General features: G+C 46.2%; 16 protein-coding genes and 1 pseudogene. 7 read left to right on the forward strand and 10 right to left on the reverse strand.

Annotated features, from left to right (window positions below):
* Positions 1–108: 108 nt before the first annotated feature.
* Complete coding sequence (locus ABXR35_RS08750) at positions 109–1,344, forward strand: family 16 glycosylhydrolase (protein WP_367058295.1); 1,236 nt, start codon at positions 109–111, stop codon at positions 1,342–1,344.
* A gap of 608 nt (positions 1,345–1,952) precedes the next feature.
* On the opposite strand, the gene ABXR35_RS08755 is transcribed toward ABXR35_RS08750, so the two are convergent.
* Both ABXR35_RS08755 and ABXR35_RS08760 read right to left on the reverse strand, forming a co-directional pair.
* Positions 1,953–3,326, reverse strand: a complete 1,374-nt coding sequence (locus tag ABXR35_RS08755) for an MFS transporter (protein WP_367058298.1) — start codon at positions 3,324–3,326, stop codon at positions 1,953–1,955.
* A gap of 12 nt (positions 3,327–3,338) precedes the next feature.
* The gene (locus ABXR35_RS08760) at positions 3,339–4,394 is read right to left on the reverse strand and encodes a quercetin 2,3-dioxygenase (protein WP_367058301.1); all 1,056 of its coding nucleotides are present in this window, start codon (positions 4,392–4,394) and stop codon (positions 3,339–3,341) included.
* Positions 4,395–4,563: 169 nt separating this feature from the next.
* On the opposite strand from ABXR35_RS08760, the gene ABXR35_RS08765 reads away from it, so the two are divergent.
* A complete protein-coding gene (locus ABXR35_RS08765; protein ID WP_367058304.1) occupies positions 4,564–5,451 on the forward strand; it encodes a helix-turn-helix domain-containing protein in 888 nt (295 codons plus the stop codon).
* Positions 5,452–5,602: 151 nt separating this feature from the next.
* Here ABXR35_RS08765 and ABXR35_RS08770 read toward each other — a convergent pair whose 3' ends face one another.
* Positions 5,603–6,679: an SDR family oxidoreductase gene (locus tag ABXR35_RS08770; RefSeq protein ID WP_367058307.1), complete on the reverse strand. Its 1,077-nt coding sequence runs from the start codon at positions 6,677–6,679 to the stop codon at positions 5,603–5,605.
* Positions 6,680–7,055: 376 nt separating this feature from the next.
* Between ABXR35_RS08770 and ABXR35_RS08775 the strand changes: the two genes are divergently transcribed.
* On the forward strand, positions 7,056–7,973 hold the full coding sequence (locus ABXR35_RS08775; RefSeq protein WP_367058310.1) for an alpha/beta hydrolase: 918 nt from the start codon (positions 7,056–7,058) through the stop codon (positions 7,971–7,973).
* A gap of 61 nt (positions 7,974–8,034) precedes the next feature.
* Here the strand turns inward: ABXR35_RS08775 and ABXR35_RS08780 are convergent, their stop codons facing one another.
* The 7 genes and pseudogenes from ABXR35_RS08780 to ABXR35_RS08810 all read right to left on the reverse strand — a co-directional run bounded on the left by ABXR35_RS08780 (position 8,035) and on the right by ABXR35_RS08810 (position 16,980).
* Entirely contained in the window at positions 8,035–10,011 is a 1,977-nt protein-coding gene (locus tag ABXR35_RS08780) for an ATP-dependent DNA helicase (RefSeq protein WP_367058313.1), read from the reverse strand.
* A gap of 206 nt (positions 10,012–10,217) precedes the next feature.
* Positions 10,218–11,735 carry an ABC transporter permease/substrate-binding protein gene (locus tag ABXR35_RS08785; RefSeq protein WP_367058316.1) on the reverse strand — a complete coding sequence of 506 codons (1,518 nt, stop codon included), beginning with the start codon at positions 11,733–11,735 and terminating at the stop codon, positions 10,218–10,220.
* A gap of 68 nt (positions 11,736–11,803) precedes the next feature.
* Positions 11,804–12,511 (reverse strand): annotated as a pseudogene (locus ABXR35_RS08790) (ABC transporter ATP-binding protein); the annotation flags it as partial.
* Between the two features lie 300 nt (positions 12,512–12,811).
* Positions 12,812–13,948 carry a bifunctional cystathionine gamma-lyase/homocysteine desulfhydrase gene (locus tag ABXR35_RS08795; RefSeq protein ID WP_367058319.1) on the reverse strand — a complete coding sequence of 379 codons (1,137 nt, stop codon included), beginning with the start codon at positions 13,946–13,948 and terminating at the stop codon, positions 12,812–12,814.
* 1 nt (position 13,949) lies between these two features.
* Positions 13,950–14,873 carry a PLP-dependent cysteine synthase family protein gene (locus tag ABXR35_RS08800; protein WP_367058321.1) on the reverse strand — a complete coding sequence of 308 codons (924 nt, stop codon included), beginning with the start codon at positions 14,871–14,873 and terminating at the stop codon, positions 13,950–13,952.
* Positions 14,874–15,203: 330 nt separating this feature from the next.
* Positions 15,204–16,304, reverse strand: coding sequence for a YflT domain-containing protein (locus ABXR35_RS08805; RefSeq protein ID WP_367058324.1), 1,101 nt, complete (start codon positions 16,302–16,304; stop codon positions 15,204–15,206).
* 151 nt (positions 16,305–16,455) lie between these two features.
* Positions 16,456–16,980, reverse strand: coding sequence for a general stress protein (locus ABXR35_RS08810; protein WP_367058327.1), 525 nt, complete (start codon positions 16,978–16,980; stop codon positions 16,456–16,458).
* A gap of 638 nt (positions 16,981–17,618) precedes the next feature.
* On the opposite strand from ABXR35_RS08810, the gene ABXR35_RS08815 reads away from it, so the two are divergent.
* The 4 genes from ABXR35_RS08815 (at position 17,619) to ABXR35_RS08830 (ending at position 25,435) form a co-directional block, all read left to right on the forward strand.
* Positions 17,619–18,590 carry an ABC transporter permease gene (locus tag ABXR35_RS08815; RefSeq protein WP_367058330.1) on the forward strand — a complete coding sequence of 324 codons (972 nt, stop codon included), beginning with the start codon at positions 17,619–17,621 and terminating at the stop codon, positions 18,588–18,590.
* 39 nt (positions 18,591–18,629) lie between these two features.
* On the forward strand, positions 18,630–19,541 hold the full coding sequence (locus ABXR35_RS08820; protein WP_367058333.1) for a carbohydrate ABC transporter permease: 912 nt from the start codon (positions 18,630–18,632) through the stop codon (positions 19,539–19,541).
* 59 nt (positions 19,542–19,600) lie between these two features.
* On the forward strand, positions 19,601–21,259 hold the full coding sequence (locus ABXR35_RS08825) for a type 2 periplasmic-binding domain-containing protein (protein WP_367058336.1): 1,659 nt from the start codon (positions 19,601–19,603) through the stop codon (positions 21,257–21,259).
* A gap of 387 nt (positions 21,260–21,646) precedes the next feature.
* The gene (locus tag ABXR35_RS08830; protein ID WP_367058339.1) at positions 21,647–25,435 is read left to right on the forward strand and encodes an S-layer homology domain-containing protein; all 3,789 of its coding nucleotides are present in this window, start codon (positions 21,647–21,649) and stop codon (positions 25,433–25,435) included.
* Positions 25,436–25,824 lie beyond the last annotated feature (389 nt).

A 25,824-nucleotide genomic window follows, 5' to 3' on the forward strand; every position in this document is an offset into this window, starting at 1 on the left:
TCCTTATATCTCCATGATTAAAGTGATTTATTCATCTTTATCGTATGTGTGTTTGCTGGATCACAATCTGCTTCGCCACCCTCATGTTGAAAAGGAGTGTATTTACGAATGAATGGCAAAAAGACAGGCTTGGCTCTACTCTCATTTATCTGCTCGGCAGCACTAATTGTTCCATGGAGTGCAAGTTCCTCTACGGCATCTGCCTCCTCCTCCAGTCCGTGGGTGCAAATCTGGGCAGACGATTTTAACGGAGCCAACGGCACTGGGGTCGATACTTCCAAATGGAATCAGGAAATCGGCAACAATAACGGCTGGGGCAACAATGAGTTGCAGTATTACACGAACAGCACCAAAAATGCGTATATGGAAAATGGGAGTCTGGTTCTTCAGGCAAACAAGGAAAATATGCAAGGCTCTGCCTACACATCTGCCCGCCTGACCACTGCTAACAAATTCAATGTCAAATACGGCAAAATCGAGATTCGAGCCAAGGTTCCATACGGAAAAGGTATCTGGCCTGCCGCATGGATGTTAGGCAGCGATATTGGCAGCAATCCATGGCCGGGCAGCGGCGAGATCGACATCATGGAATATGTAGGTCCCGTCGCACCGAATACCGTCTATGGTACGATTCATGGACCGGGTTATTCTGGCTCCAACGGCTTGTCCGCTGGCTATACTATCGGCGAACGATTCAGTAATGCCTTCCATACATATACTGTGGAATGGGAACCCGCAGCCATTCGCTGGTATGTTGATGGTAATCTGTATCATACCCGTACACCTGTAGATGCAGGCGACAATACATGGGCTTTTGACAAGCCATTCTTCCTGCTGCTGAATCTAGCAGTCGGTGGTAACTGGCCGGGCAACCCAGATGCTAGCACCACCTTCCCACAAAAATATCAGATCGATTACGTGCATGTGTTCCAGCGTCAAAATGGCTACAATATTGTAGCACTGAAAGCAGGCGCGAATAATAAATATGTCTCCGCTGAAAATTATGGCAACGGTGCGTTGATTGCTCGCTCGGATACGGTGAGCACATGGGAACGCTTTGAGCAGATTGATCTAGGCAACAACCGCATCGCTCTGCGCTCGCTAATCAACGGCAAATATGTGACTGCCGACAATACAGGGACCAGCCCGCTAATTGCCAACAAAACGGCAATCGGTACTTGGGAGACATTTGAACTGGGTACGACCGCAGATGGCAAGCGCACGCTGAAGTCGCTGGCGAATAATCTGTATGTCACTGCCGAGAACGGCGGCAGTGGATCATTGATCGCCAGCCGTAGCAGTGTGGATGGGGCTTGGGAAACATTTGAGTTGGTGAAACAATAAATCAAAGCGATGAACACATCAAAAAAACAGGAGAGCCTTAGGCTTTCCTGTTTTTTTGGTAATCCAGCACTTCGTCCCATATTATATACAGCAATCCGACAATGAATAGCACAATTCCCAACGTGGTCAAATGTTGAATCGAGCTATCGTAAAAAACATATAATTTACCAGCTCCCGCTAATGCACCACAAATGAAATACGTAGCATATAGCAATACACCACTCAAACACAATATTGCACCAGCTATTTTTCTATACATCCTATGTACCAGCCCTTCTCTGTTCATTCTATTATTTCTATGCTTTGTGTTCTAGCTATGTATATCGGATGAAGAGCGTATGCCCATTTCAGCTTTCAGCAAATCCCCCTCATCGTTCATTAGTTTATCCAAAAGGAATGTCAATGTCCAATGAAGGGGCGCTTATCGTTACTATCTATAATCTTATTGCATAGATGATTACCAGTCACTCGTAACAGGTATCATTAGCCTTTAGTTCTTATTTCTCCATGACTTCTCGATTGATACTTACTCTCGATGGATGCTTACTTTTGACTTGATTCTTTATTGCTTCCTGCTTGCTTGATCCTGCATTGCTTGCACGTTACTTCTAACGCTCCGTTATGTCTACCTTTTGTTCATTCTCCCGATCACTCTCTCCTCGCCGCAATAACGAGAATCCACCAGCAAAGACCACACCGATCCAAACGGCAAACACAAGGAATATTACGCTAAACACACTCCCCTGCGGCATTCTTAACACAGCGTTTGGCGCCCAGCCGCTATATCCATGATCCAGCAGCAAGCCAAGCACCGTTGTACCGACCGCTCCGCAAATAAAGCTCAGCATCATATACATTCCCATACCAACGCCCACCTGCGAACCAATCAGTGTACGTGATACCGTATTCGCAATCCCTACCTGTGCAAAGGTCAACCCAGTATTGCCCAGCACAAGTAGCAGCATAATCACCACATACGAACTTCCAGTGAACAGAGATAATAGTCCATACGTCACCAGCTGTAACGTAAATGCAATCCCCAGCAAAAAGGCATTGCCCCGACGATCCGCAAGCCGACCACCAATAATGCCAAAGATCGCCGCCACTAACGCACCGGGGAACATGACCAAACCAATCTGAAAGGAACTCATCCCGTTCACACTGCTAAGTAGCTGTGGAATCAGATACGGCACACACAGATTGAATACTAGCATGAGACAGGCAATCACCAACGTGATCGTATAATTCCGATTCGCAAACATAGCGAGATCAATGAAAGGCGCTTCTCCTCGTTTCCGTCTACTATGCCAGACGAAGATAATCCCTAGCATAATGGTCAGCAAGCCGAGTAGTATACTTGTATTCGTAATTGCCAACAATAAGAGCGTAACGCTTAATGCGAGCAGCACTCCGCCTACTGCATCCATCTGTGTCGCTTCGGTCTGATCGCGATTCAAGTATTTACGAAAACATGGGATTGTTACCAACGAGAGCAAGCTGATCGCAAATAAATACCGCCAATCGGCAAAGCTCGTCACTAGACCACCAACAATTGGACCTAATGCTGTACCAAGCGCCATGCCGGATGACGTAATGCCTAGTGCTCGTCCACGCTGCTCTGCTTGGACATATCGAATTGGAATCACCATAGAGGAAGCGGGGATCACTGAAGCCCCTGCTGATTGCAGCACCCGCCCAGCAACGACCATGGCATAATTTTGCGCTAGAAATCCTAATAGTGATCCTATGGCAAACACAAGCAGACCGAAGGTCAGTAGATTTTTTAACTTATAGCGGTCAGCCAGCTTGCCGTAGGTGACGGAACCAATCGCATAGATGATAATATAGCCAGTCACGACCCAGCTCACCTGCGAGCTAGTCAGTTGAAATTCTGTTCGCAGTGCTGGTAACGCCACATTAAACATGGTGGAGTTCATAACCGATAGAATCATAGCAAATGCGAGAATGTAGATGATTTTCATGAAATTATTCCTTTAGTTGGATTGATGAGAATTAGGTGGTGCAACGACTTTTAGATCAAGCGTATCCATATTCGCCATCACCCGATCCATACGCACTGGTCCAGCTTCATTCGGAAACATATGATACTCATACTCATCGCCCAGTAGACGGAAAAATGGTTCAAACAAGCCGCTAACTAGCAACCCGACCACTTGTGTAAAATGATCGTTTAATCGGTAGGAATGTACCGTTCCGGCAGGTACATGCAAAAAGTCGCCGGGAAACAGTTGTACCTCTTGATCATTTGCCCACATCGTCATATTGCCACGAGTACAGAAGAAGGTCTCGGTGTGATGCTCGTGGTAATGGGAGACAATCTCATCGCCTTTCGGTCCATCGCTGGCAACGACGATGTATTCGCCGCCAGTCGTTTGCTGCGTAGCCAGCAGACGGTGTAGCTGATCGCCAGTCAAGAGCCGAATCCCTTCCCCGCTCTCCAGTACATAACTGGTCACTTCACGAGGCACATGATCATGATCCACCAGTGAATAGGCGGGAAACTCGCGATGGATGGCAATGGAATCATCGACTCTGTGGAATACGATGTCTGCTTGCTCCTCTGCCTGACGAAGCTGCTGCTCATCATACGCATGCTGACTGACTGGGGGATATTCAATATGTGGATATGGCTCACCAATGATCGGATAAATCACTGTAGAATCTCCGCTAACAGAATAGGAAATAAAGCGATTCCGATGTCCGATCATCCGGTACGCATGCTCGGTACCCGGTGCAATATGCGCATAATCACCGGGCAGGAGCAAATGACTTTGCCCATCCAGCAATAGCTGTACTTTTCCTTCCAATACATACATGGATTCAAAGGTGTGCTGGTGTCTGTGCAGCGGGAAACTCTCTCCTTTTGCGCCGCCGATGATTGCAGCTGCAAATGTGCCACCTGTACTTTGTTCATTGGCAATAATCGTTGCCACCTGATTGCCGAACAAATAGCGTTCACCTTCGCCACGTCGCAGTAGATACGGTATGCTCTCCTTAGGTAAATGAGTGATAAGAGTAGATGTTGTCATCATATGCCTCCTTGAAAAAGTAATATGCCACGCTAATGAATCAACGATGCCCGATCGATTACTTTCTCATTGTAGCCAACTACACAAATTTGAAATATAGTTAAAGGCGACGTATCTATGGGCAATTACGACATGAATACATAACAAGCATACGTAGGAGAGATCTATCATGAATCGACATAGAGTACCGTATACACGACATCCATTTGAGCCTAATCATCCACTGTCTTTTATTAAAATTGATGTGGATCATTCGTATCAGCAGCATGCACATCATTTTTATGAAGTGATGTATATTTCCGAGGGGCAAGGGATTTTGTTTATTGAGCGGCAATCATTGCAGGTATCGGAAGGAGATTTATTTTTCATTCCACCGGGCATACCGCATATGCTGCAAAAGCAAGATCAGGATGTGAATGTACGCCCGCTGCAAATGCTGAACTGCCTGTTGCTACCGGAGGTGTTGGAGCCGCAATGTCAGGAGGATCAACCGTCGTGGGATACGGAATTTGAGCAGATGGCAGCCTTTTTCCGACAACGTAATTCTTGGCTCGGTTATCGGGAACAACAGCACGAATTTGCCCGCATTATGTATAGTATGCAGGCGAATCAGCAGAATATGCCGCTTGGCTATCGGCATAAGCAGTATATTTTGCTGCTTGATCTGCTGCATACTTTATATATTCAGCATCAATTCAGCTACCCTACAGCACAGACAAAGGTGGATCATCCAGCTGAGTTTGCGATCAGCTATATTGAGACCCATTATCGCGATCCACTGCGACTGGATGCACTGTGCAGCTGGATCGGTGTCAGTCCACGCCATTTGCAGCGACTGATCAAACAAGCAACCGGGCAGACATTTGTCCAAGTATTGCAACATGTACGGATGCTGCATAGCTGTGAGCTACTGCTCGAAACGGATTGGAGTGTGCAGACCGTCGCTGCGGAGGTAGGCATTCAGGATATGAAGTATTTTTATCGAATATTCAAGCAGCATTGCGGGATGACGCCTTCGCGGTTTCGGACAAAGCATAGTTCTAGAGAAACCATCTAGCCATATACGTAGAGTTCTCCTTTGTCCAAGGAAACTCCATCACATAATTAGCAGTACAGCAAAAAACCGGAGGTGGATTCCCTCCGGCTCTTTTGTATAATTTCATCTCGATGAATATAGATTCATGTATAGCAGGCATACGATGCTTAATTTATTGCGGCGCATCATGATCAATCGTTTCGAGTGGCAGACGTACGTCAGTGGTGCTAGAGTTGTCGCACTTATTCTTCGCTATTGCAAAAGCAATCGTTGCCAAACCAGCGAGTGCCAGCGTAGTAATGATCGGATGACGATTGGCTTCCACATAGAGACTGCCCTTACGAATATGCCCTTCATGCGTACCTCGTTCATGCAGCCCGTAGCCCGGCTTGTATAGAGCACTCGTTTCCTTCGGATTGGACGGACGCGACTTGGATTGCTGACCGCGGAACATAAACGCTTCAAAAATAATATCTGTTAGACGTGGCAGCGCATTGCCAAACGATGCGCCTACACGTGCTTGCGAACCGACAAACATATCACGTTTTGGATGCTCGGCAGCATACAGGATGGCACGTGCTACTGCCTGTGGCGGATAAATCATACCACGGTGAGCCGGCTGCTTGTCCAGATAGCTATGCGCATGTTCGTTATACGGTGTATCGATTCGCCCCGGATGAATGAGCGTAACGGATACTGGAGCCTTTTCCTTTTCCAATTCCATACGCAGATTTTCTGTCCAGCCATGTACGGCGAATTTTGCCGAAGAGTAAGTTGATTGCAGCACTACACCCCGATCGCCAAAAATACTGCCTACATTGATCAATGCACCCGGTACACCGCGCTCCGCAAAATGCTGTACTGCGACACGTGATCCGTATACAACGCCCCAATATACGGTATCAAACATACGCTTCATATCGTCAATGCTAACTTCGGTTGCTTTACCGAAGATCGATACGCCCGCATTATTAATCCATGTATCAAACCGTCCGAAGGTACGGATCGCTGTATCGGCAATACGTTGTACATCCTCTTCCTTACCCACATCCGCAGTCACCCACGTTGCTGGATAGCCTTTACCGCGCAGCTCTGCCGCCAGCTGAATGATTGCTTCCTCGTTGCGTGCAGCAACAACCACTTTTGCACCTTTGGCTGCTGCCATTCTAGCCGTAACCAGACCTATTCCACTTGATGCACCGGTGATAACGATTACCTGATCTTTTAGTTTTTTGAGTGATATTGCCATGATGGTGATCCCTCCTTGAAATAGTCTCATCAACCATTTACCCCTACCACATTCATGCCAATCTATCGAATGACAACATGATGTTCTACGGTCATATTATGCGTCCATACGAATCGTCAAACGATTCATATACGTGGACCAATACCAAGTAGGCAAGCATTTATGAATATATGGGTTAATTTATGAGTAGGTTTCTTCCTTTTACGTAGCCCCGATGGGTACAAAGGGAATGAAAATGAAGGTGATGTTATACGTTCACTATACTACAATATAACAAGATAGACCAAATTCGAGAGCGCGATTCCATAAACACCTAGAGCACGTACACATCTAGCAAATGGTAGCAATGGACCACATATCACGGGAGGACTATAACATGCGAAGTGTACAAAGCGTACTTGTAGAAATGATGCTCAAAACATTAAGCAATAAAAGGAATTTTTCCGATGAAAAGCGACTTCACAAGTTCATGGAGCAAAAGCGTATCGAGCACACACAGCCATATGTATTACCAGAGACACTCCGTACGAAGTACAATATTAGCAAAAAACAATACGATGGAATGGATTGCTATATTTTCAATGAGAATCATCCAGCAGCCCATCATCATATTTTGTACTTACATGGTGGAGCTTATATCAGTCAACCGAAACCACAACACTGGAGCTTTTTGGCTTCCATTGCTGACCAAACAAAATCCACAATCTTTGTACCCATTTATCCCAAAGCGCCTAACCATCAGTATACGGAATCCTTTGCAAAGGTAATGCCCATTTACAAAGAGATCATACAAACAGCAGGTTCGGAGCGAACGATCCTTATGGGCGATTCTGCTGGAGGCGGTTTTGCCTTAGCACTTGCTGAATTGCTGCTAGAAGAACATATCCCTCAGCCTAAACATCTTATTTTGCTTTCCCCCTGGCTGGATATTACATTACAAAATCCCGATGCTCTTGCACTAGAGCCTGAGGACCCTATGCTCAGCCTGTACGGACTGATTGAGATAGGGAAAACGTATGCTGGCGATACGGATCGGGAATTTTATTTACTTAGCCCAATCAATGGGAAGCTGGAAGGATTAACAGACATTTCTCTTTTTATTGGTACACATGAAGTGTTTTTACCAGATGCCCGCAGGTTCAAGCAATTGGCAGAAGCAGCGCAGGTACCTCTAAACTATTTTGAATATCCTAAAATGAGTCATGTATTTCCCCTTCAACCGATTCCTGAAGCCAAACAGGCAACACGACAGATTATAGATATCATTAACAACGGATCAGCGCCACTGTCATAATAAAGCAAAAAAAGCAACCATCCGATTCTTTCGATACGAAAGACCGGATGGTTGCTTTTTTTTATGGTAACAACTGTTGAACCGCTTGGCGCACATCATCACGCAGCAGCTCATGCCCGAAGATTGACACATGACCGCTATCACCGCTGGAACGGATCAGGCGACCGATGCCCTGACGCAGACGAAGCAGCATGTACGGCATATCCACTTCATGAAATGGATCATTCGACTCGCGGCGACGTGCCGCAAAGACCGGATCATTTGGTGGAAACGGCAGTGACCAGATAATAACACGGGACAACGAAGGTCCCGGTATATCCAGCCCTTCCCATAGCGTTACTGCACATAGGACACTGCTCTCTTCCTGCTGGAAGGTGGAGATCAGATGACTGATCTCTGCTGTACCTTCATACAGCATCCGGTAAGGAAGCGATATGCCGCTTGCTTCCACAGCTGTACGGAATGCGCTCAATTCCTGCATGGACGAGAACAATAGCAGCGAACGACCGCCAGTGTCGGCAATGAGAGACAATACCTTTTCCGTCTGCAAACGGTGAAGCTCGGCACTTCGATCTACGGATACCGCAGACACACTACCCGAAGCTACAGCCGAACCTGCAAGCGTCTCATCGTCGAACAGCTCAGCTTTCATTTGCTCCTCATAATCGTATGGTGATGCTACCGAAAACGACAAATACTGCTCAATGCCTAGATTGTCAGCGATATAATCGAAAGAACCTTCTACCGACAGCGTAGCAGAGGAGAAAATAACTGGCATTTTGCGACCGAATACCATCTCTGCCAGCACTTCTTTCACCTTTTTCGGCATGATGACTAGTGTTAGATCGTCACCCTCACCGTCTACCCATGAGATCAACTGATCCTGCTGGCGACATAGACCGAGAGCAAGCTGAATCATCTCCAAATGCTCCTCCACGATCTTCATCTGATATTCGTCCAGTGTGAATAGACCACTTTCAAATACCAATTCTTCCTCAATCACATCAATATGCTGCTTCACTCGGCTAATCTGATTCAGCAGTTCCTCGTTCCAGTGAATATCACGACGATCCGAACCCGGTACTGGGCGGCTATGCGATGCGAGCAGCTCAAACAGCAGATCGCTCTCCGCAATGACCTCTTCTACCGCGACTGCCAGCGTTTCACGTACTTCGCCTTCCAGCAAGCGCGTAACAATGCTCTCAAACAACGCCTGCTTGAGCTTATACGTCAGTGCATTTTGCGCAGCCGTTTCCAGCAAATGCCCTTCGTCAAACACAACTGAGCTATGTTCCGGTAGCAACGGCAATTGACCTTCGCGCTTACGACCCTCATAGGTCCATACATGCTCCATATAAAAGTCATGCGAACAAATGATAATATCCGCCGCTTTGCGATAATGATCGCGCGATAGCGTCTGACCACAGCGATGGCGCTGGGAGCATACAAGGCAATCCTGAAATACATCCCAACCAATTCGATTCCACTGTGCATCATCCAGCTCTGGATAATCTTTACGATTACCATATGGATAAAAACGCTGCAATGTATCCGTATAATGAACAAATTCCGGTAAGTCTGTATAAATGTCACGATAAAGATCATCCGATAGCGGCTCTGCGCGCACAGCATCCAGCTTATTCAGGCAAATGTACTGATCCGGCGACTTGCCTAGACGTGCATCCACATTCAGTCCCAAATACTGCGCTAACTTATTAATATCGCCTTCTGGCTTCACCAGCTGCTCAATCAGCGATTCATCCGCACAGGCGATAATTGCTGGCTTGCGTGTATAGCGTGCATATGCAATGGCATACAGCAGATACACCAGCGTTTTGCCTGTACCAACGCCTGCTTCGGCAAACATCGTTTTCTTTTCGGCATATGCTTTTTCGAGCTGAAAAGCCATATAAATCTGTTCATCCCGCAGCTCTAGTCCAGCTTCCGGCAAAATATCATAAAAAACATCCGCAATCCATTCGCCTGCTTGCTGCATAAATGGACGCTTCGAATCAAATGTAAAAGGATAAGTACTCAATCCGTTAGTTCCCCCACCCGCTTAAAAGTACAATCCGAACACCGCTGTATTGGACCCGGCTTCGGCTTGAATAGCATCATTTCATTATAACGGATAAGTTGGGGGTAAGGGAATCATTATTTGCATTTTATATCGTTATCACATCAAACCCTCATACAAGAAACAGATCAACCAAGGGGCGTGGTTCCATCTACTTTCTGAATGAATTATTTCAACAAGCCTTTTTGTTCCAAAAAGCTGCGTGCTACCTCCGCTGCGGGTTCCCCGCCTACATTGACACGATAGTTCATCTGCCGCATCTCATCGTCAGTAATCTGTCCAGCAAGCTTGTTCAGCGATTCAACAACTTCTGGATATTTCTGAAACGTATCGTCTCGCATCAATGGCGCTCCTTGATACGGTGGGAATAGATTCCGATCATCTTCCAGCACCTTCAATTTGTATTGCGCTAGCTCGCTATCCGTCGAATACGCGTCGATCAACTGAATATCACCAGATTCAATCGCTGTATAACGTAGCTTCGGCTCCATTGTTGTCAGATTCGGAAACGTGAAGCCGTACAGCTTTTGCATTCCTACATATCCGTCATTGCGGTCGGCAAATTCACGCGTAAAACCTACTTTCACCTGCGAAGATACCTGTTGCAGATCGGAAATATTATTTAGGTTGTACTGCTGTGCATACTGTTCCGGTACGGCGAGTGCATACGTATTGTTGTATTGCATCGGCGACAGCATATCCATATTAAACTTCTGCTTCATGCCTTCCTTTGCCTGCTGATAGACCTTGCCACTATCTGTACTATTGGCATCCTCACGCAAGAACTCGGAAATTGCAGTACCCGTAAACTCAGGATAAATGTCCACATCGCCATTTTTCAGTGCATTAAATAGGAATGACGTTTTACCAAGTCCCGGTTTAAGAGAGACATTGAGATTGGTATCCTGCTCGATCAATTGCTGATACATATTAATGAGAATTTCTGGCTCAGAGCCGAGTTTACCAGCGATCACCAGATCCTTTTGCGATTGATTGACCAGTGGACCGACAGTCAAGGCGACAACCACCACCGCCGCGATACCTAGCATCCATACAGCGCGTCGGAAGTTCGCTCGCTCCACTACCCGCAGCAGTAGATCGAACACAATTGCCAGCAGTGCGGCTGGAATGGCACCAAGCAGAATCAGTGCAGTATCATTCCGGTCAATCCCTAGCAAAATAATATCACCCAGACCACCAGCACCGATCAATGCCGCCAGCGTCGTGGTACCGATAATCAGTACCATAGCGGTACGAATACCTGCCATAATGACTGGCAATGCTAACGGCAGCTCTACCTTAAATAGACGCTGACTGCGCGTCATCCCCATCGCGTCTGCCGCTTCCAGCAGTGAGGGATCGACTTTGCGGATACCGGTGTAGGTATTACGCAGAATTGGTAATAACGCATAGATTACAATTGCGACAATCGCTGGAATAATCCCAATACCAAGTAATGGAATCAGCAAACCAAGCAATGCCAGCGAAGGAATCGTTTGCAGCACAGCAGCGACACCAAGTACACCTTCCGATATTTTCAAATGTCGGGAAATGTAAATGCCTAGCGGAATCGCGATTACGAGCGCAAACAATAAAGCGATAAACGAGATTAGAATATGCTGCGATAATGCCTCCAGCCATTGATCCTGCCGCTGTGTCCACACGTTCACCAGATCATTCCACATTATTGTTCACCCCGCTCAGACGCAATACCCGACGCATATGCCGATACATCCGGTCCAGCGGCACGGAAAAATTCACGCACAAAGTCATCAGCTGGTTGCTGGATCAACTGCTCCGGTGTATCGACTTGAACCATTTTGCCATCGCGCATAACACCGATGCGGTCGCCTAGCTTGATTGCCTCCTGAATATCATGTGTGACGAAGACAATTGTTTTATGAATACTAGCTTGCAGTGCTAGCAGATCATTTTGCAGACGTTCACGAGCAATAGGGTCCAAGGCGCTAAATGGCTCGTCCATTAAAATAACTGGCGGATCAGCCGCAAGCGCACGTAATACACCGATTCGCTGCTGCTGCCCACCGGATAATTCATCTGGTTTCCGTGTGCGAAAGACCGATGGGTCCAACCCGACCATGTGCAGCAGCTTATCAATGCGTGTATCGGTTTTTTTGCGATCCCAGCCACTCAATTCTGGAGTGACGGCGATATTCTGCTCTACCGTCATATGGGGAAACAGCGCAATCTGTTGCAGTACATATCCGATACCGCGTCGCAGCTCATGCGGCTGCATTTCCTGTACAATCTGATTGTTGACGCTGATCATACCAGAGCTTGGTTCGATGAGCCGATTGATCATTTTGAGTGTAGTCGTCTTACCACAACCACTCGGTCCCACCAATACAAAAAACTCGCCTTGTTCAATATGTAAGTTCATCGGCTGTACGGCGATTGTGCCATCTTCATACTGCTTTGTTACCTGTTTAAATGTAATCATGTCTGGCCTCCTGCATCGTGGTTACCTACTCATTTGCTATTACCCCACACACTGTCAGCTTACCCAGTGAATTACCTTTCCGCAGAAATAATTCATATAACTTTTCATAAACAATCATAACCAACCCAATTGTCATCGATAATGTGTATCGATCACCGAGTTAGAAAGAAATAGAAAAAGGCGACTATCTATCACAATAGTCGCCTTGCGTTTCCTATTTACAAACCAAGCTGTGCATTCAGGCTCAGTTGATTGGTTGAGCTGGTTAATGATACATGCCGTGTAGTGAGCTGTAAACGATCAATCTTCCAGCGCTGCGCGCAGATCGTCGATCAGATCCTCTACATCCTCGATCCCAACCGAGATACGTACCAGACCCGGCGTAATCCCCAGCTCAGCACGACGTTCTTCTGGAATAGACGCATGCGTCATCCGTGCCGGTACGGAGATCAGACTTTCCACAGCGCCCAGACTTTCTGCGAGTGTGAAGTAATGCAGTCGGCTCAGCAGACGCTCTGCTTTTTCATTGCTACCCACATCAAACGAAATGATACCGCCAAATCCTTCAGCTTGCTCCGATGCCAGCTTATGCTGTGGATGTTGTTCCAGACCCGGATAATATACTTTGCTCACTTTATCATGCTGATCTAGGAACTTCACAATCTCATGTGCATTGCGCTCAATCGCTTCCATACGCAGACCGAGTGTTTTGATACCGCGAATGAGCAGCCAAGAATCCTGCGGACCGAGAATACCGCCCACCGCATTTTGGATAAAGTGCAGCTCGTCTCCCAGCTTATCGCTGTTCACCACAGCCAATCCAGCTACGAGATCGCTATGTCCGCCCAAATATTTGGTCGCGGAGTGCAGCACGATGTCTGCGCCGAGTACAAGCGGATTTTGCCAGTATGGTGTTGCAAACGTATTATCTACAACTACCAGCAGATTGTGCTCATGACCAAGGTCGGAGATCGCGCGAATATCAGTTACTTTCAGCAATGGATTGGTTGGTGTCTCGATATAAATGGCTTTGGTGTTAGGCTGAATCGCCTGCTTCACCGCTTCCAGATCGGTCGTATCGACAAATGTAGATTCGATGCCTAGACGCGTCAACACTTTGGTAAAGATACGATACGTACCCCCGTATACATCATCCGTCAGCAGCACATGGTCGCCTGTGTTAAACAGAGTGAATACCGCATGAATCGCCGCCATACCAGAACCAAAGGCAAAGCCGCGCTGTCCTTCTTCCAGATCCTTGATCAGTTCTTCCAGAGCGAAGCGAGTCGGATTGCCAGTACGGGAATACTCATACCCTTGATGCACACCGATGCTTTCCTGCTCATACGTACTAACCTGATAGATCGGAACGCTAACCGCGCCTGTATGGGAATCGCCAGTAATACCAGCGTGAATGAGTTTTGTTTTGCGTTTCATATTAAATGCCTCCCTCGTAAATTTTCTTGCTCAGATAACGTTCGCTGCTATCTGGGAATATCGTAACGATATGCGCACCATCCGGTGCTTGCTCTGCTTCCAGCAGTGCGGCGTGCAATGCCGAGCCTGCCGAGCTACCGATCAGCAAACCTTCCCGTCGTGCCAATTCCGCTACTCGGTTGAACGCATCTTCATCTGTAATTGTATGAATGGCATTGAAATACGATTTGTCGATAAAATCTGGAATCATTTCCATGCCGATCCCTTCCGTTTTGTGAGAGCCGGATGGACCTCCATTTAGAATCGAACCTTCTGGCTCCACGATGACCGTTTTCAGCTGTGGATTCTGTTCTTTTAGATAACGCGATGTACCCATGAATGTGCCGCCAGAACCTGCACCTGCTACGAACACATCGACTTTGCCGTCCAGATCGTTCCAGATTTCCGGTCCCATCGTTTCATAATATGCTTTGGGATTGTCTGGATTGGAAAATTGACTTGGGCAATATGCGCCCGGAATCTCTGCCTCCAACTCGCGCGCCTTCTCAATCGCACCACGCATACCATGGGCTGTTGGCGTATGCACGATCTCAGCACCAAGCGCCTTCATTAAAGTCTGCTTTTCGATACTAAATTTTTCTGGCACAGCAAAAATAACACGAATGCCTTCGTGAATCGCCGCCATCGCTAATCCGATCCCTGCATTACCTGCGGTTGCTTCTACAAGGGTGCCTCCACGCTTCAGCTTACCGGTAGCGAGCGCTTCCTTAACCAGCGCACGACCAACACGATCCTTTACACTTCCGCCCGGATTCATGAATTCCAGCTTGGCGAACAAGCGAATACCACGCGGCAAATCATACGTATGAATCTCTACCAGCGGCGTATTGCCGATCAAATCCATTGTATTGTTATATAAAGTCATGATTATGCTCCTGTTCTTCTTTTAGACCATTGGTCAATAAAATGACAAACCCTGATACAGTACTGGTATATTACTTCCGCACTCTTCATTTATAAACATAACCTATTAAGCTCATAGGAATTGTATATAAACAACAATTTGAGTATATAATCCTTTGTGCTAAGCGTCAAAGGTTATTTTCTTTTTGTTATATTGAAAAAAAGATGACCAGATAGCTACAAACAACTATCTGGTCATCTTTGCTGTATTCCTTCATCTTTATCCATCATCATGGACGATCAAGAATGAACATCAATGATGGAAACCCTCTTTTATGAATGAAGATCGATATTATTTACGCATACGGTCAATTTTGTCTTTGCCACGCTCTAGTAGGTCTTTGCTTTTATCACGTAGCGACTCATCCTGTGCCGTACGGTCATAATCAGTATCGCGTACTGTTTCCGTATTGTCCATATTAGCGCCCATGGCTCCCGTGGTTCCCATACCAGTCGTGGTTGTCGTTGTATCAAGATCACGATCAACCGGTTGACCAGTACGATTGAGACGCTGTGCTTCCAGTGCTGCCTGACTTGTACCCGGATCGTCCTGATTCAGACGACGATTGGCTGCATCCAATCCATCGTTCTCGGTATGACGAATCGGCTCGTTCAGCATATCGCGATCCTCCTGACCGTCCATCATTGGCAGGGTTTCGCGCATATTACGGTCATTTGGAGTATCATTGAGCTGATTGCGGTCTGACAGATTGCGATCCTGAATTGTTGGATCGTTACGGTGCAGACGTTGCTCCGATTCTTCCGTTGTAAATACACCGCTCACATGCTCATCATTCGTTTTGATCGGTGGTGTGGATGTAACATCAGTTACGCTAGTCGTAGCGGATGTGTTATCAAAGTAACGGCTATTCGTTGCATTGTTACGTCGGAAAATATCATAGATCCGACTGCGGTTACCTGCCGCACTATCCACCATCACCAGAATGTTACCTTCATTAATGTTGGTTTCGTATTCACGAGCTTCTTCTTCTGGAATACCTAGACCAATCAATCCACCTACGAGCCCACCTGCACCCGCGCCTGCTGCTGCACCTGTAAGTGCTACAGCAATCGGACCTGCTGCCATAATCGGTCCAAAGATTGGAATTGCGGCGATTCCCAGCCCTGCCAGCAGACCCGCGACTCCACCAATCACACCGCCCGTTGCTGCGCCTGTAGCCAGACCTTCCGGTGCTTTGGTGCCTGTTTCATCGCTCAATTCACGCATATCACGGCGATTTTTACCGACGATGGAAATATCGTCCGATGAGAAGCCTTCATCCTTTAGATTACGGATAGCTTGACTTGCTTCTTCCTCATTTACAAATACACCTACGATTTTACGGGTTTCGTCCTGAAGATTGTCATTACGGTTGTGCTCGTTGTTCAACATGATGTTTCCTCCTTCGCATTCACGCGTAGTTATCTTTCAGTTTTCACTATCTTGATGAACCGTAAACCGTGCGAATGATTGCGCACTCAGTCTACTATTAACCTTGAATTTTCTTTTTAAACAAACCTGACAAACAACTGCCGCTAAGATTCTATTCCTGCGTATCCTGTACATTGGCGGCATGATTTTTACGGAAAATACGATACACTTCTGTCGTCCGTCCTGCTGATTCGGCAACCAGAATCAGAATGTTTCCATCGCCCAACTGATCATGATACCGATGAGCATCTTCTTCCGATAGTCCATAGCCGATCAAAGCACCAATCAATCCGCCAGCTCCAGCACCAAACAGTGCGCCAGTGAACATACCAATGATTGGACCCGCTGCCAGAATCGGTCCCACACCCGGAATGGCAAATGTACCAATGCCCGCCAGCATGCCTGCCAATCCACCGAACACCGTCGTTTCCGACATACTGGATTGCCGTTCTGCTTCAATGTCTACACCCGTTTCCTGTTCAATCAGACGCGCGTCCTCTGCGTCTTTTGCCAATACCGATATATCACGTTCCTCGAAGCCAGCTACCTTGAGATCTCGAATCGTTTGTACCGCATGCTGCTCGTCGATAAATACGCCCACAATCTTTTCCATTACCTTGTTATAATAATCGCTCATGCGTTTCACCCTCATTTCATAAAATTCAGATCATGATGTTATTGTTTCTATCTATTACTTAGACGTATCCATAGGGCAACTAAACGTGAATCCTTGAATTCGCGATGATCATTTGTGTAATTACCAATCCACGATATGTTGCTATGATCGTAATGGTGTATGTATATTGCGCTGTGCATTCATTTGAGATAGAAACGCATACCAACAAGCAATATAGGACAGCAGTGAACAATGTTCACGACTGCCTACTCACTCATACCTCACATGTGTAAACGCAACCAACTTACATCAAAATGAGAATGTTATTTATGATAGCGTTTTCATTAATTGCATATGCCTTTATCTCCTCTATATATCGCTATACAATAAGCCAATCATGACGTCATATTTCACATATTGCTTGTCGTACTGGGCTTTCTACAGGTCTGTAATGGTCTATCGCTCTTGCTTGTATATCCTCATATATGCAGGTACAAAAGTCTGATTCAGTATTATGTATCAAACACGGCAGCACATTCTACATATTTACGCTTCATTGCAGGTTTCCTTACAATAGCCTCAACGCGATACCGCTTTCGGCAATCTTGTCGAAGCCCACATTCGCAGGCAAACGTCACCCATTGCAAAGGAGGAATAGGATGCAAAAGAATATGTCCGATACGGTTCAAGTCGACCGGCTGTCCCAATCCTCGGTACGGGATCAACGTCAAGGCAGATGGAAACGAATTTCGCGCAACTGGGAGTTGTACCTGTTAATCGCTCCCGCCTTCCTGTACTTCCTGATCTTTCATTACGGACCGATGTATGGCATCCAGATCGCCTTCAAAAACTTTATGCCCGCACGAGGCATTACAGAAAGTCCGTGGGTCGGCTTCGACCATTTTATCCGCTTCTTCCATTCATACTACTTCTGGGATCTGATCAAAAATACACTAACCATCTCGCTCTACCAGCTCATCGTCGGTTTTCCATTACCAATTCTGTTAGCACTTGCTTTTAACGAGATCAAAAATGGCTGGTTCAAGCGTACTGTCCAAACGGTCACGTACGCTCCGCATTTTATCTCAGTGGTCGTCATGGCGGGGATTATCGTTACCTTCCTCTCGCCTTCCACAGGTATTATCGTAAAAATGATCGAATGGCTCGGCTTTGCTTCTCCTTCATTCCTTACCGATCCTGCATGGTTCAAGACGATGTATGTGTTATCCGGCGTCTGGCAAAGTACGGGCTGGGGAACCATCATCTACCTTGCTGCTCTATCCGCTGTTGATCCGCAGCTGCATGAAGCTGCCATCGTTGATGGAGCGAGTCGCTGGCGTCGCATTTTGAGTATCAATATTCCGACGATCATCCCGACGATTACTATTTTGCTCATTTTGAATGTGGGCAGTATTCTCGGCGTCGGCTTTGAGAAAATATTGCTACTGCAAAATCCGCTCAATATGAGTTCTTCTGATGTCATTGATACCTTCGTGTATCGTACTGGTTTACTCAATGTACAGTACAGCTTCTCTACCGCCGTCGGTTTATTCAACTCGGTGGTCAATGCGGTACTGCTGATCGCTGTCAATCAGGTTGCCCGTAAGACGAGCGAAAATAGTCTCTGGTAATCCCGTCGCGATATTACCGAGTGAAGGAGGAATTTGATTATGGCATCTGCGATTAAGGAAAGCCCGTCCGACCGCGTCTTTCTCATCTTTAACTATATTTATCTGGCGATTGCCCTCACTTGTGTACTGTATCCGCTTGTTTATATCGTCAGCGCCTCCATCAGCTCGCCAACGTATGTCAATTCCGGTGAGATGTGGCTGTTTCCGAAGGGCATTACGTTTGAAGGGTATCAACGTGTGTTTGAGAATCAATCAATCTGGCAGGGCTATGGCAATACGATTTTGTATACCGTCGTCGGTACGCTGGTCAATCTAATCGTGACCATTCCAGCCGCATATGCGCTGAGCCGATCTGATTTTGTGGGCAGAGGATTTTTTATGGGAATGTTTCTGGTCACGATGTTTTTCAGTGGTGGTCTGATCCCAACCTACCTGCTTGTCAAAAATCTGGGCATGGTCAACACGATGTGGGCGCTAATTCTACCGGGTGCTGCATCCGTCTGGAATATTATCGTCGCCCGTACCTTCTTCCAGTCCACGATTCCAAAAGAATTGCAGGAAGCTGCTCATATCGACGGCTGTACGAATCTGCGGCTGTTCTGGAAAATCGTCGTTCCGCTGTCCGCACCCATTATCGCGGTCATGGCACTGTTCTACGGTGTTGGTCACTGGAACAGTTATTTTAACGCACTGGTATACTTAAATGACGAATCGAAGTACCCGCTGCAAATGGTACTGCGTCAGATTCTCGTTTTGCAAGAAATGACGGGTAGTGGCATTGGGGCTGCAACGAGCGGGGAAGCCGCGATGGCAATGAATGCGCGCGCCGATGCAGCCGCTCTACTGAAATATGCAGTCATCATCGTATCCACGTTGCCGATTATCGCCATCTATCCATTCTTACAACGTTACTTCGTACAGGGTGTCATGATCGGCTCTGTCAAAGGATAATCTCGTCAAGTCATTTCCAAAGCATTATTGGCTCCAACCCACTTTGAAGGAGGAATAATATGACTCACCCATCCCGTGTTCAATCCGATTCATCCCAATCGATGTTCGCCCGGTTCAAAGCGCCCAAAACAGCTGCGCTGGTCATGTCTTTTATTCTCGGCACCTCCATTCTTGCCGGCTGCTCCGGCTCCGCTGAACCGCAGGTGGGCAGCGCCGAATCGGCTGCCAATGTGAGCAAAGAAGGCTTCCCGATTGTTAAGGAAAAGATTACGCTCAGTATGATGGGACCAGACGTAGGGATGCAAAACTGGAAAGACATGCCCGCTTTTCAGGAAATGGAAAAGCTAAGCAATATCTCCTTCCAGTTCGAAAACCCGCCGCTGGATAGCTTTGAAACGAAAAAGAATCTGGTATTCGCCAGTGGTGAATATCCAGACATCTTCTACGCCTCTTCGCTAACACAGGCGGATGAAGTCAATTACGGCAGTCAAGGCATTCTGCTGCCGCTAGAAGACCTGATCGACAATGGTTACGCGCCGAACCTGAAAAAAGTACTCGACGAGCATCCTGAGATCCGCAAGTCGATCACCACACCAGACGGACATATCTACTCCCTGCCGGTTATCAATGAGCAGAGCATCTGGTATCGCAGTCCAATGTGGTATAACGGCGACTTCTTGGAAGCGCTAAATGTAAAAGATACCGATCTCCCAACCACGACAGATGAGCTGTATGATCTGCTCGTACGCTTCCGTGATGAAGATCCGAATGGCAATGGCAAAAAGGACGAAATTCCACTCGCCTCCGTTAAGCTGGACGATATTCGTTCATGGCTGCTGGGCGCATGGGGCATCTATGGGGAAGACATCTACAACGATGCCAACGGCAAAGTGCATTTTGCCCGTACGGAAGATGGTTATCGTGAATTCCTGACCTATATGAACCGTCTGTGGAGCGAGAATCTGCTGGATCACGAAACCTTCTCACAAACACCAGACCAGAAAAAGGCAAAAGGCGCTAATAACCAGCTCGGTCTGTTCCAAGATTGGCACGCATACTTCACCCATGGCGGCAAACCAACGACCAAAGATCCGATGTTCATTCCAGTGAAAAGTGATGCTGTCGATAAGCCTGCTGTAGCCGTGCATCCGGGTCTATCCACTGGTGCATTCGCGATTACCGAAAGCAATCCGGCTCCCGAAGCTTCCTTGCGCTGGGTTGACTATATGTACAGCTATGACGGCGCCATGCTGTTTGACAAAGGACCGGAAGGTCTAATGTACGAGACCGTCAACAAAGAAGATCATACGAAGAAGTGGAAGCCGTTACCGAGCGAATATAACAGCCGTGAAGACTATCGCGGTACGTTGACGCCGAACTATGGCACACCTGCTCCTACCCTGCTGAGTCAGGATTTGCAAAAAGGATTGAAGGAAGATTTTGATATGTGGGTAGACAAGCAAAATGAGGAGAAAATCCTCGCCTATGATCCGCAGCCTCCATTCCCGATCCTGTATCTGACGCAAGAGGAACAAGCAGAGATTTCCAGTCTACGCGCCGATATGGATACGTACATCCAGCAGATGGAAGCCAAATTCGTTACTGGTCAAGAGCCACTCACTGGCTGGGACAACTATCTCGCTACAGTGAAACAAATGGGTAGCGACCGGATCATCGAGATTTACCAAACAGCTTATGATCGCTGGAAAAACAGCTAATATGGGTCAAGAATTCATCCTATCCAACGCATAAATATGCAGAATCTTATATTATAATATTGGATGAATATTCTGCTTTTCTCGAATCTATATATGATAGTATGTACACGGAATAGATTAGCATTTTCCAAGGCAGCTCTTGACGGGCTGCCTTTTTATATTGCTTACTACCTCTTTTAAAGCGTCACCAAGAAAGGTAGTAAGCAAATATTTTGTATCAAATACAGTTTGTGTCTCGCTTGAACTATATAGATATTTGTACAACAATATAAACACTTGTATCAAGAATTTTCAAAAAAAGACTTATCGAGTTAATAAAAAATAGCATAACCGCCGATAATATATTTGCGGAAACAAGATTAAATATGCAATTAAAGGGGACAGCATATGAAAAAATGGATGATTTGGTGTTTGGCGATTATGATCGCCCTGCCGAGCGCAGCAGCTACACCTGTCTATGCCGATGATAACGATACATCGACGACGACAAACACGGATACAACGAGCAACAACAGTACGGTTTCATCGGATACGTACTCAACAAACAATTCTTCAACATCTACCGAGAATACAAATCCTTCGACTTCTGGAGGCGGCGGTACAGTAACTACAGCCGCTACAACGAACCAACCAATTATCAATCTGATTGGCGACAGCAGTGTTCGTATGAAGATTGGTACAACGTTTGCTGATCCAGGCACAACGGTACAGGACGATGTATACAATGACCTCTCCGCAAAGGTAACGTATACACTCAATAACCAACCGGTTGATTCCATCAATACTAATGCAACAGGCACTTACGTGATTCACTACAATGTGACCACTTCTGACGACCGTGTTGCGAATGAAGTTACACGTACGGTAAGTATTGTAAATGTTGGCGATTATATCGATTTGTCCAGTATTTACGTACCTAATGCTTACGGAATGACTTATCACGAAGATTATGTCTATGTTGCACAGCGTGAAACTGGATTAGCACGCGTCAATCTGTATAGTGGCAAAATTGAAACGATCATTAGCTCCAACCAATCCTTTATGGCGGTCGCGCTTGATTCTGCCGGTAATCTTTTTTATACCGTGGACGGCGGCTCTACCATCTACCAATTGAATCACAGTAATCTGGACAATCTTCCTCTGAGCGAAAGTGATTTCAATGCTAAAAAGAGTGTGTATTTCTCCTCTAATAATTACCAATCATTTTATGGTCTGACGTTTGATAACCAGAATAACCTCTATTTCACGGATTTCAGTTCTAAAGGTATTGTGAAGCTGCCTGTCAATTCACTCACTCCGCAAACGGTACTGAGTGGTTTCTCCACCTCCTTTGTCAGCCTCACTATAGATCCACTTGGCAATTTGTATGCAGGCGGCAGAGATAGCAAATTGTACCGGATCAATTCCAGTTTGCTTCAATCCCTCCCTCTTGACGCAAATAGTCTTGTGAATATCAACAACGCTAATTATAATCGCATTTACGGCATGTTTTTTACACCAGATGGTACATCGTATATCGGTCCCTCTTTTACAAAGAATTCAGGATCTACACTTATTCCAGTCATTACGCTGAATGCACCCTCAAAAATCACGGTTACTCAATATGATACCTTCTTAGATCCGGGTGTAACCGTTACGCCAAGTAAATACGATGGTCTGAAACAGACTGTAACGTACACATTGAATGGTGTCTCCGTTCCAAGCGTCGACACGAGTGTTGTGGGTACGTATATCATTCATTATAATGCTTCGATTTCATCACAGTATGTCGCCAAAGAAGTGACTTGTGAAGTCACCGTTCAACCTGGACCATCACAATTGAGTGAGGTGCAAGTGAATAATGCGTTGGGACTTGCTTATTATAATGGCGATGTCTATTATGCCGATTTTGCTCTTGGCATTTCCAAAATTTCAACCAAAACATTTAAAGTTACACCAATTACCAAAACCAATAATACGATTGTAGTAGCAATTGCGTTCAATAAAAATGGCGATATGTTCTACTCGCTTGAAGGTCAAGACACGATTTACAAATTGGATCATTCTTATGTGAGCGATCCAGATAGACTGCCATTGTATGACGAAGATCTTGCAGATTACAGCAAAACGTATTACAAAGCACCATTGGACACATCCAATGATTCGTATTCAACGTCTATCAAAGGCTTGGCTTTTGATCAGAACGACCGTCTGTACTTCGCGGTGCAAATGGAAAATGAGCTACGATCCAAGTCTAACATCATGCGTTTCCCTTCCGATTCTGCAACCACTCCTGAGCTGGTAGCTACGTATCCAGCAAGAGCGTACGGTCTGACCATTAGCCCTCTGGGCAACCTGTATGTGAATGTAGGATTCACTGGTCTGTATAAAGCGGATGCTTCCTTACTGAATAATCTTCCGATATCTGCCACTCAATTCAAATCAATCGGTGATATCAAGCAATCGTACGGTGTTGTATTCCTGCCAGATCTTACAGGCTACACTAGCTTAGTAGAGACTCCAACGTTGAAAAAACTTAGCTTCTTGGACTCCCGTGCAGTCACAAGTGTTAAGCTGAATCAATCGACGCTTACGTTTACAGAAGGTGATCTCCCTGCTCTGCTCACTGCAAGCACTCTGCCAGCTAATGCGACAGATACACAGCTTGTTTGGAAAAGCAGTAATGAACAAGTAGCTACGGTTCAAAACGGTATCGTGACTCCAGTCGGCAAAGGAACGGCAGAGATCTCCGTCTATGTAGCGAACCAGCCCGATGTGTCCGATACAGCGACGATTACAGTCAATGCGAAGCCTGTGATCATAGAGCCTGTGATCGTAAAAGATGACAAAAAGAAAACGAACAGCTTAATCAAACTAGGCGTAGATGGTGGCGTAGGTAAAACGTACGTGCCTTCCACAGCTAGCGAATCCCGCTCCACTCAATTCGATGGCAGTACATTGCGTACGATCACATTTGATGCAGACACCATGCCATCTGCCATCAATTTGCTGAAAAGCATGAATGAATCGACTGTTCGCTTGAATATCCCTACCATCGACAATTTGAATTTGAATACCGATATTAACTTGCCGGTGAATGTATCCCATGCCATCAGCAACAATGACATGAACTTGAACATTAATACGAATAAGATTCAGCTTTCCATCCCATCCAGTTCCATGCTTAATGTCAATCAAGATATCAAACTCAACATCAATGTACTTGATACGTACAAAGACATGATCAACCAGAAACTACGCGCCGCAAACATGGAACTTGTAAAACAAATTGTTGGCAATGGTGATCTGTCTGCTGTTAGCCAACCAATCGACATCGTTACGAACTTCCAGAATAGACCTGTCGATGTATTGATCCCACTAGATACCGTTAAAGTACCGAGCCTTTCCGTCGTGAAAGATCTGTATGTCTATGTAGCGCATAGTGACGGTAGCCAGGAATTTATCAAGCCTATCGAAATTACTGATGATTCCGGCAATACTCTTTTGAAAATCAATACAAGCAAATTTAGTACGTTTACCGTGATGCAAGTGAGTAGCGCTTCGACTCCTACGACCACGGATACTACACCTGTAACAGGTACGAACCCTGCCAATACAAGCGGTATCGTTAAACCTGCTTATATTGAAGGCTACCCGGATGGAACATTCCGTCCAAACAACAGCCTGACTCGTGCAGAGCTCGCTTCCCTGCTCTATCGTTTGCAAGCAACAAGCAGCAATGCAGGAACCGTGAAAAGCTTCAAGGATGTATCATCTAGCTTCTGGGCAAATCAAGCGATTCAATCCATGCAGTCTGCTGGACTGATGAGCGGCTTGCCAAACGGTACGTTTGCACCATCCAAGCCCCTCACTCGCGCGGAAATGGCGATCATTTTGAGCCGCTGGCAAGGTCTTAGCGGTCAAGGCGGTACCACATTCGCAAAAGACATCAATGGTCACTGGGCAGAACGCGAGATCAAGCTCGTGCTGACAGCAGGTCTGATGCAAGGCATTAGCCCATCTAGCTTCCAGCCGAATGCACCGTTGACTCGTGCACAAGCAGTCACGATCCTCAACAAGATTTTGGAGAAAACAGCAGTACTATCTGCTCGTCCAACACCGTGGAAGGATGTACCATCCAGCCACTGGGCATATGCAGATATTATGGAAGCTTCCAACTCCTACTCGTTGAAATAAGGTAACATTGTATAAGCGAAAAGAATGGTAACAAAAACCACCTTCGAGAGAATCCAGCCTATTCACTGCTGGTACTGATCTCGTAAAGGTGGTTTTTGTGTTTTTGTATGAATTCATCTGTAAAGGGAAAATCTGCTTGAGCATGAGCTGTTCTCGCCAACTCCAGATCATCAAGATACACCAAACGGCATATGATCGCTAGAAAAGCAGCCAATATCAGTATTGAATTCTTCCTGTAATACGCATAAATATGCAGATGCTTATGTTGTGTTATTCGATATATTCTCCTTCTCCTATTCGATCTGTACATGATGATATGGCGACTGTATACAATAATATTTCCAAGACAGTCTTAACCGGGCTGTCTTTTTATATTGCTTGCCGCCTTT

The sequence above is a fragment of the Paenibacillus sp. JQZ6Y-1 genome (assembly GCF_040719145.1).
Taxonomy (GTDB): Bacteria; Bacillota; Bacilli; order Paenibacillales; family Paenibacillaceae; genus Saccharibacillus; species Saccharibacillus kandeliae.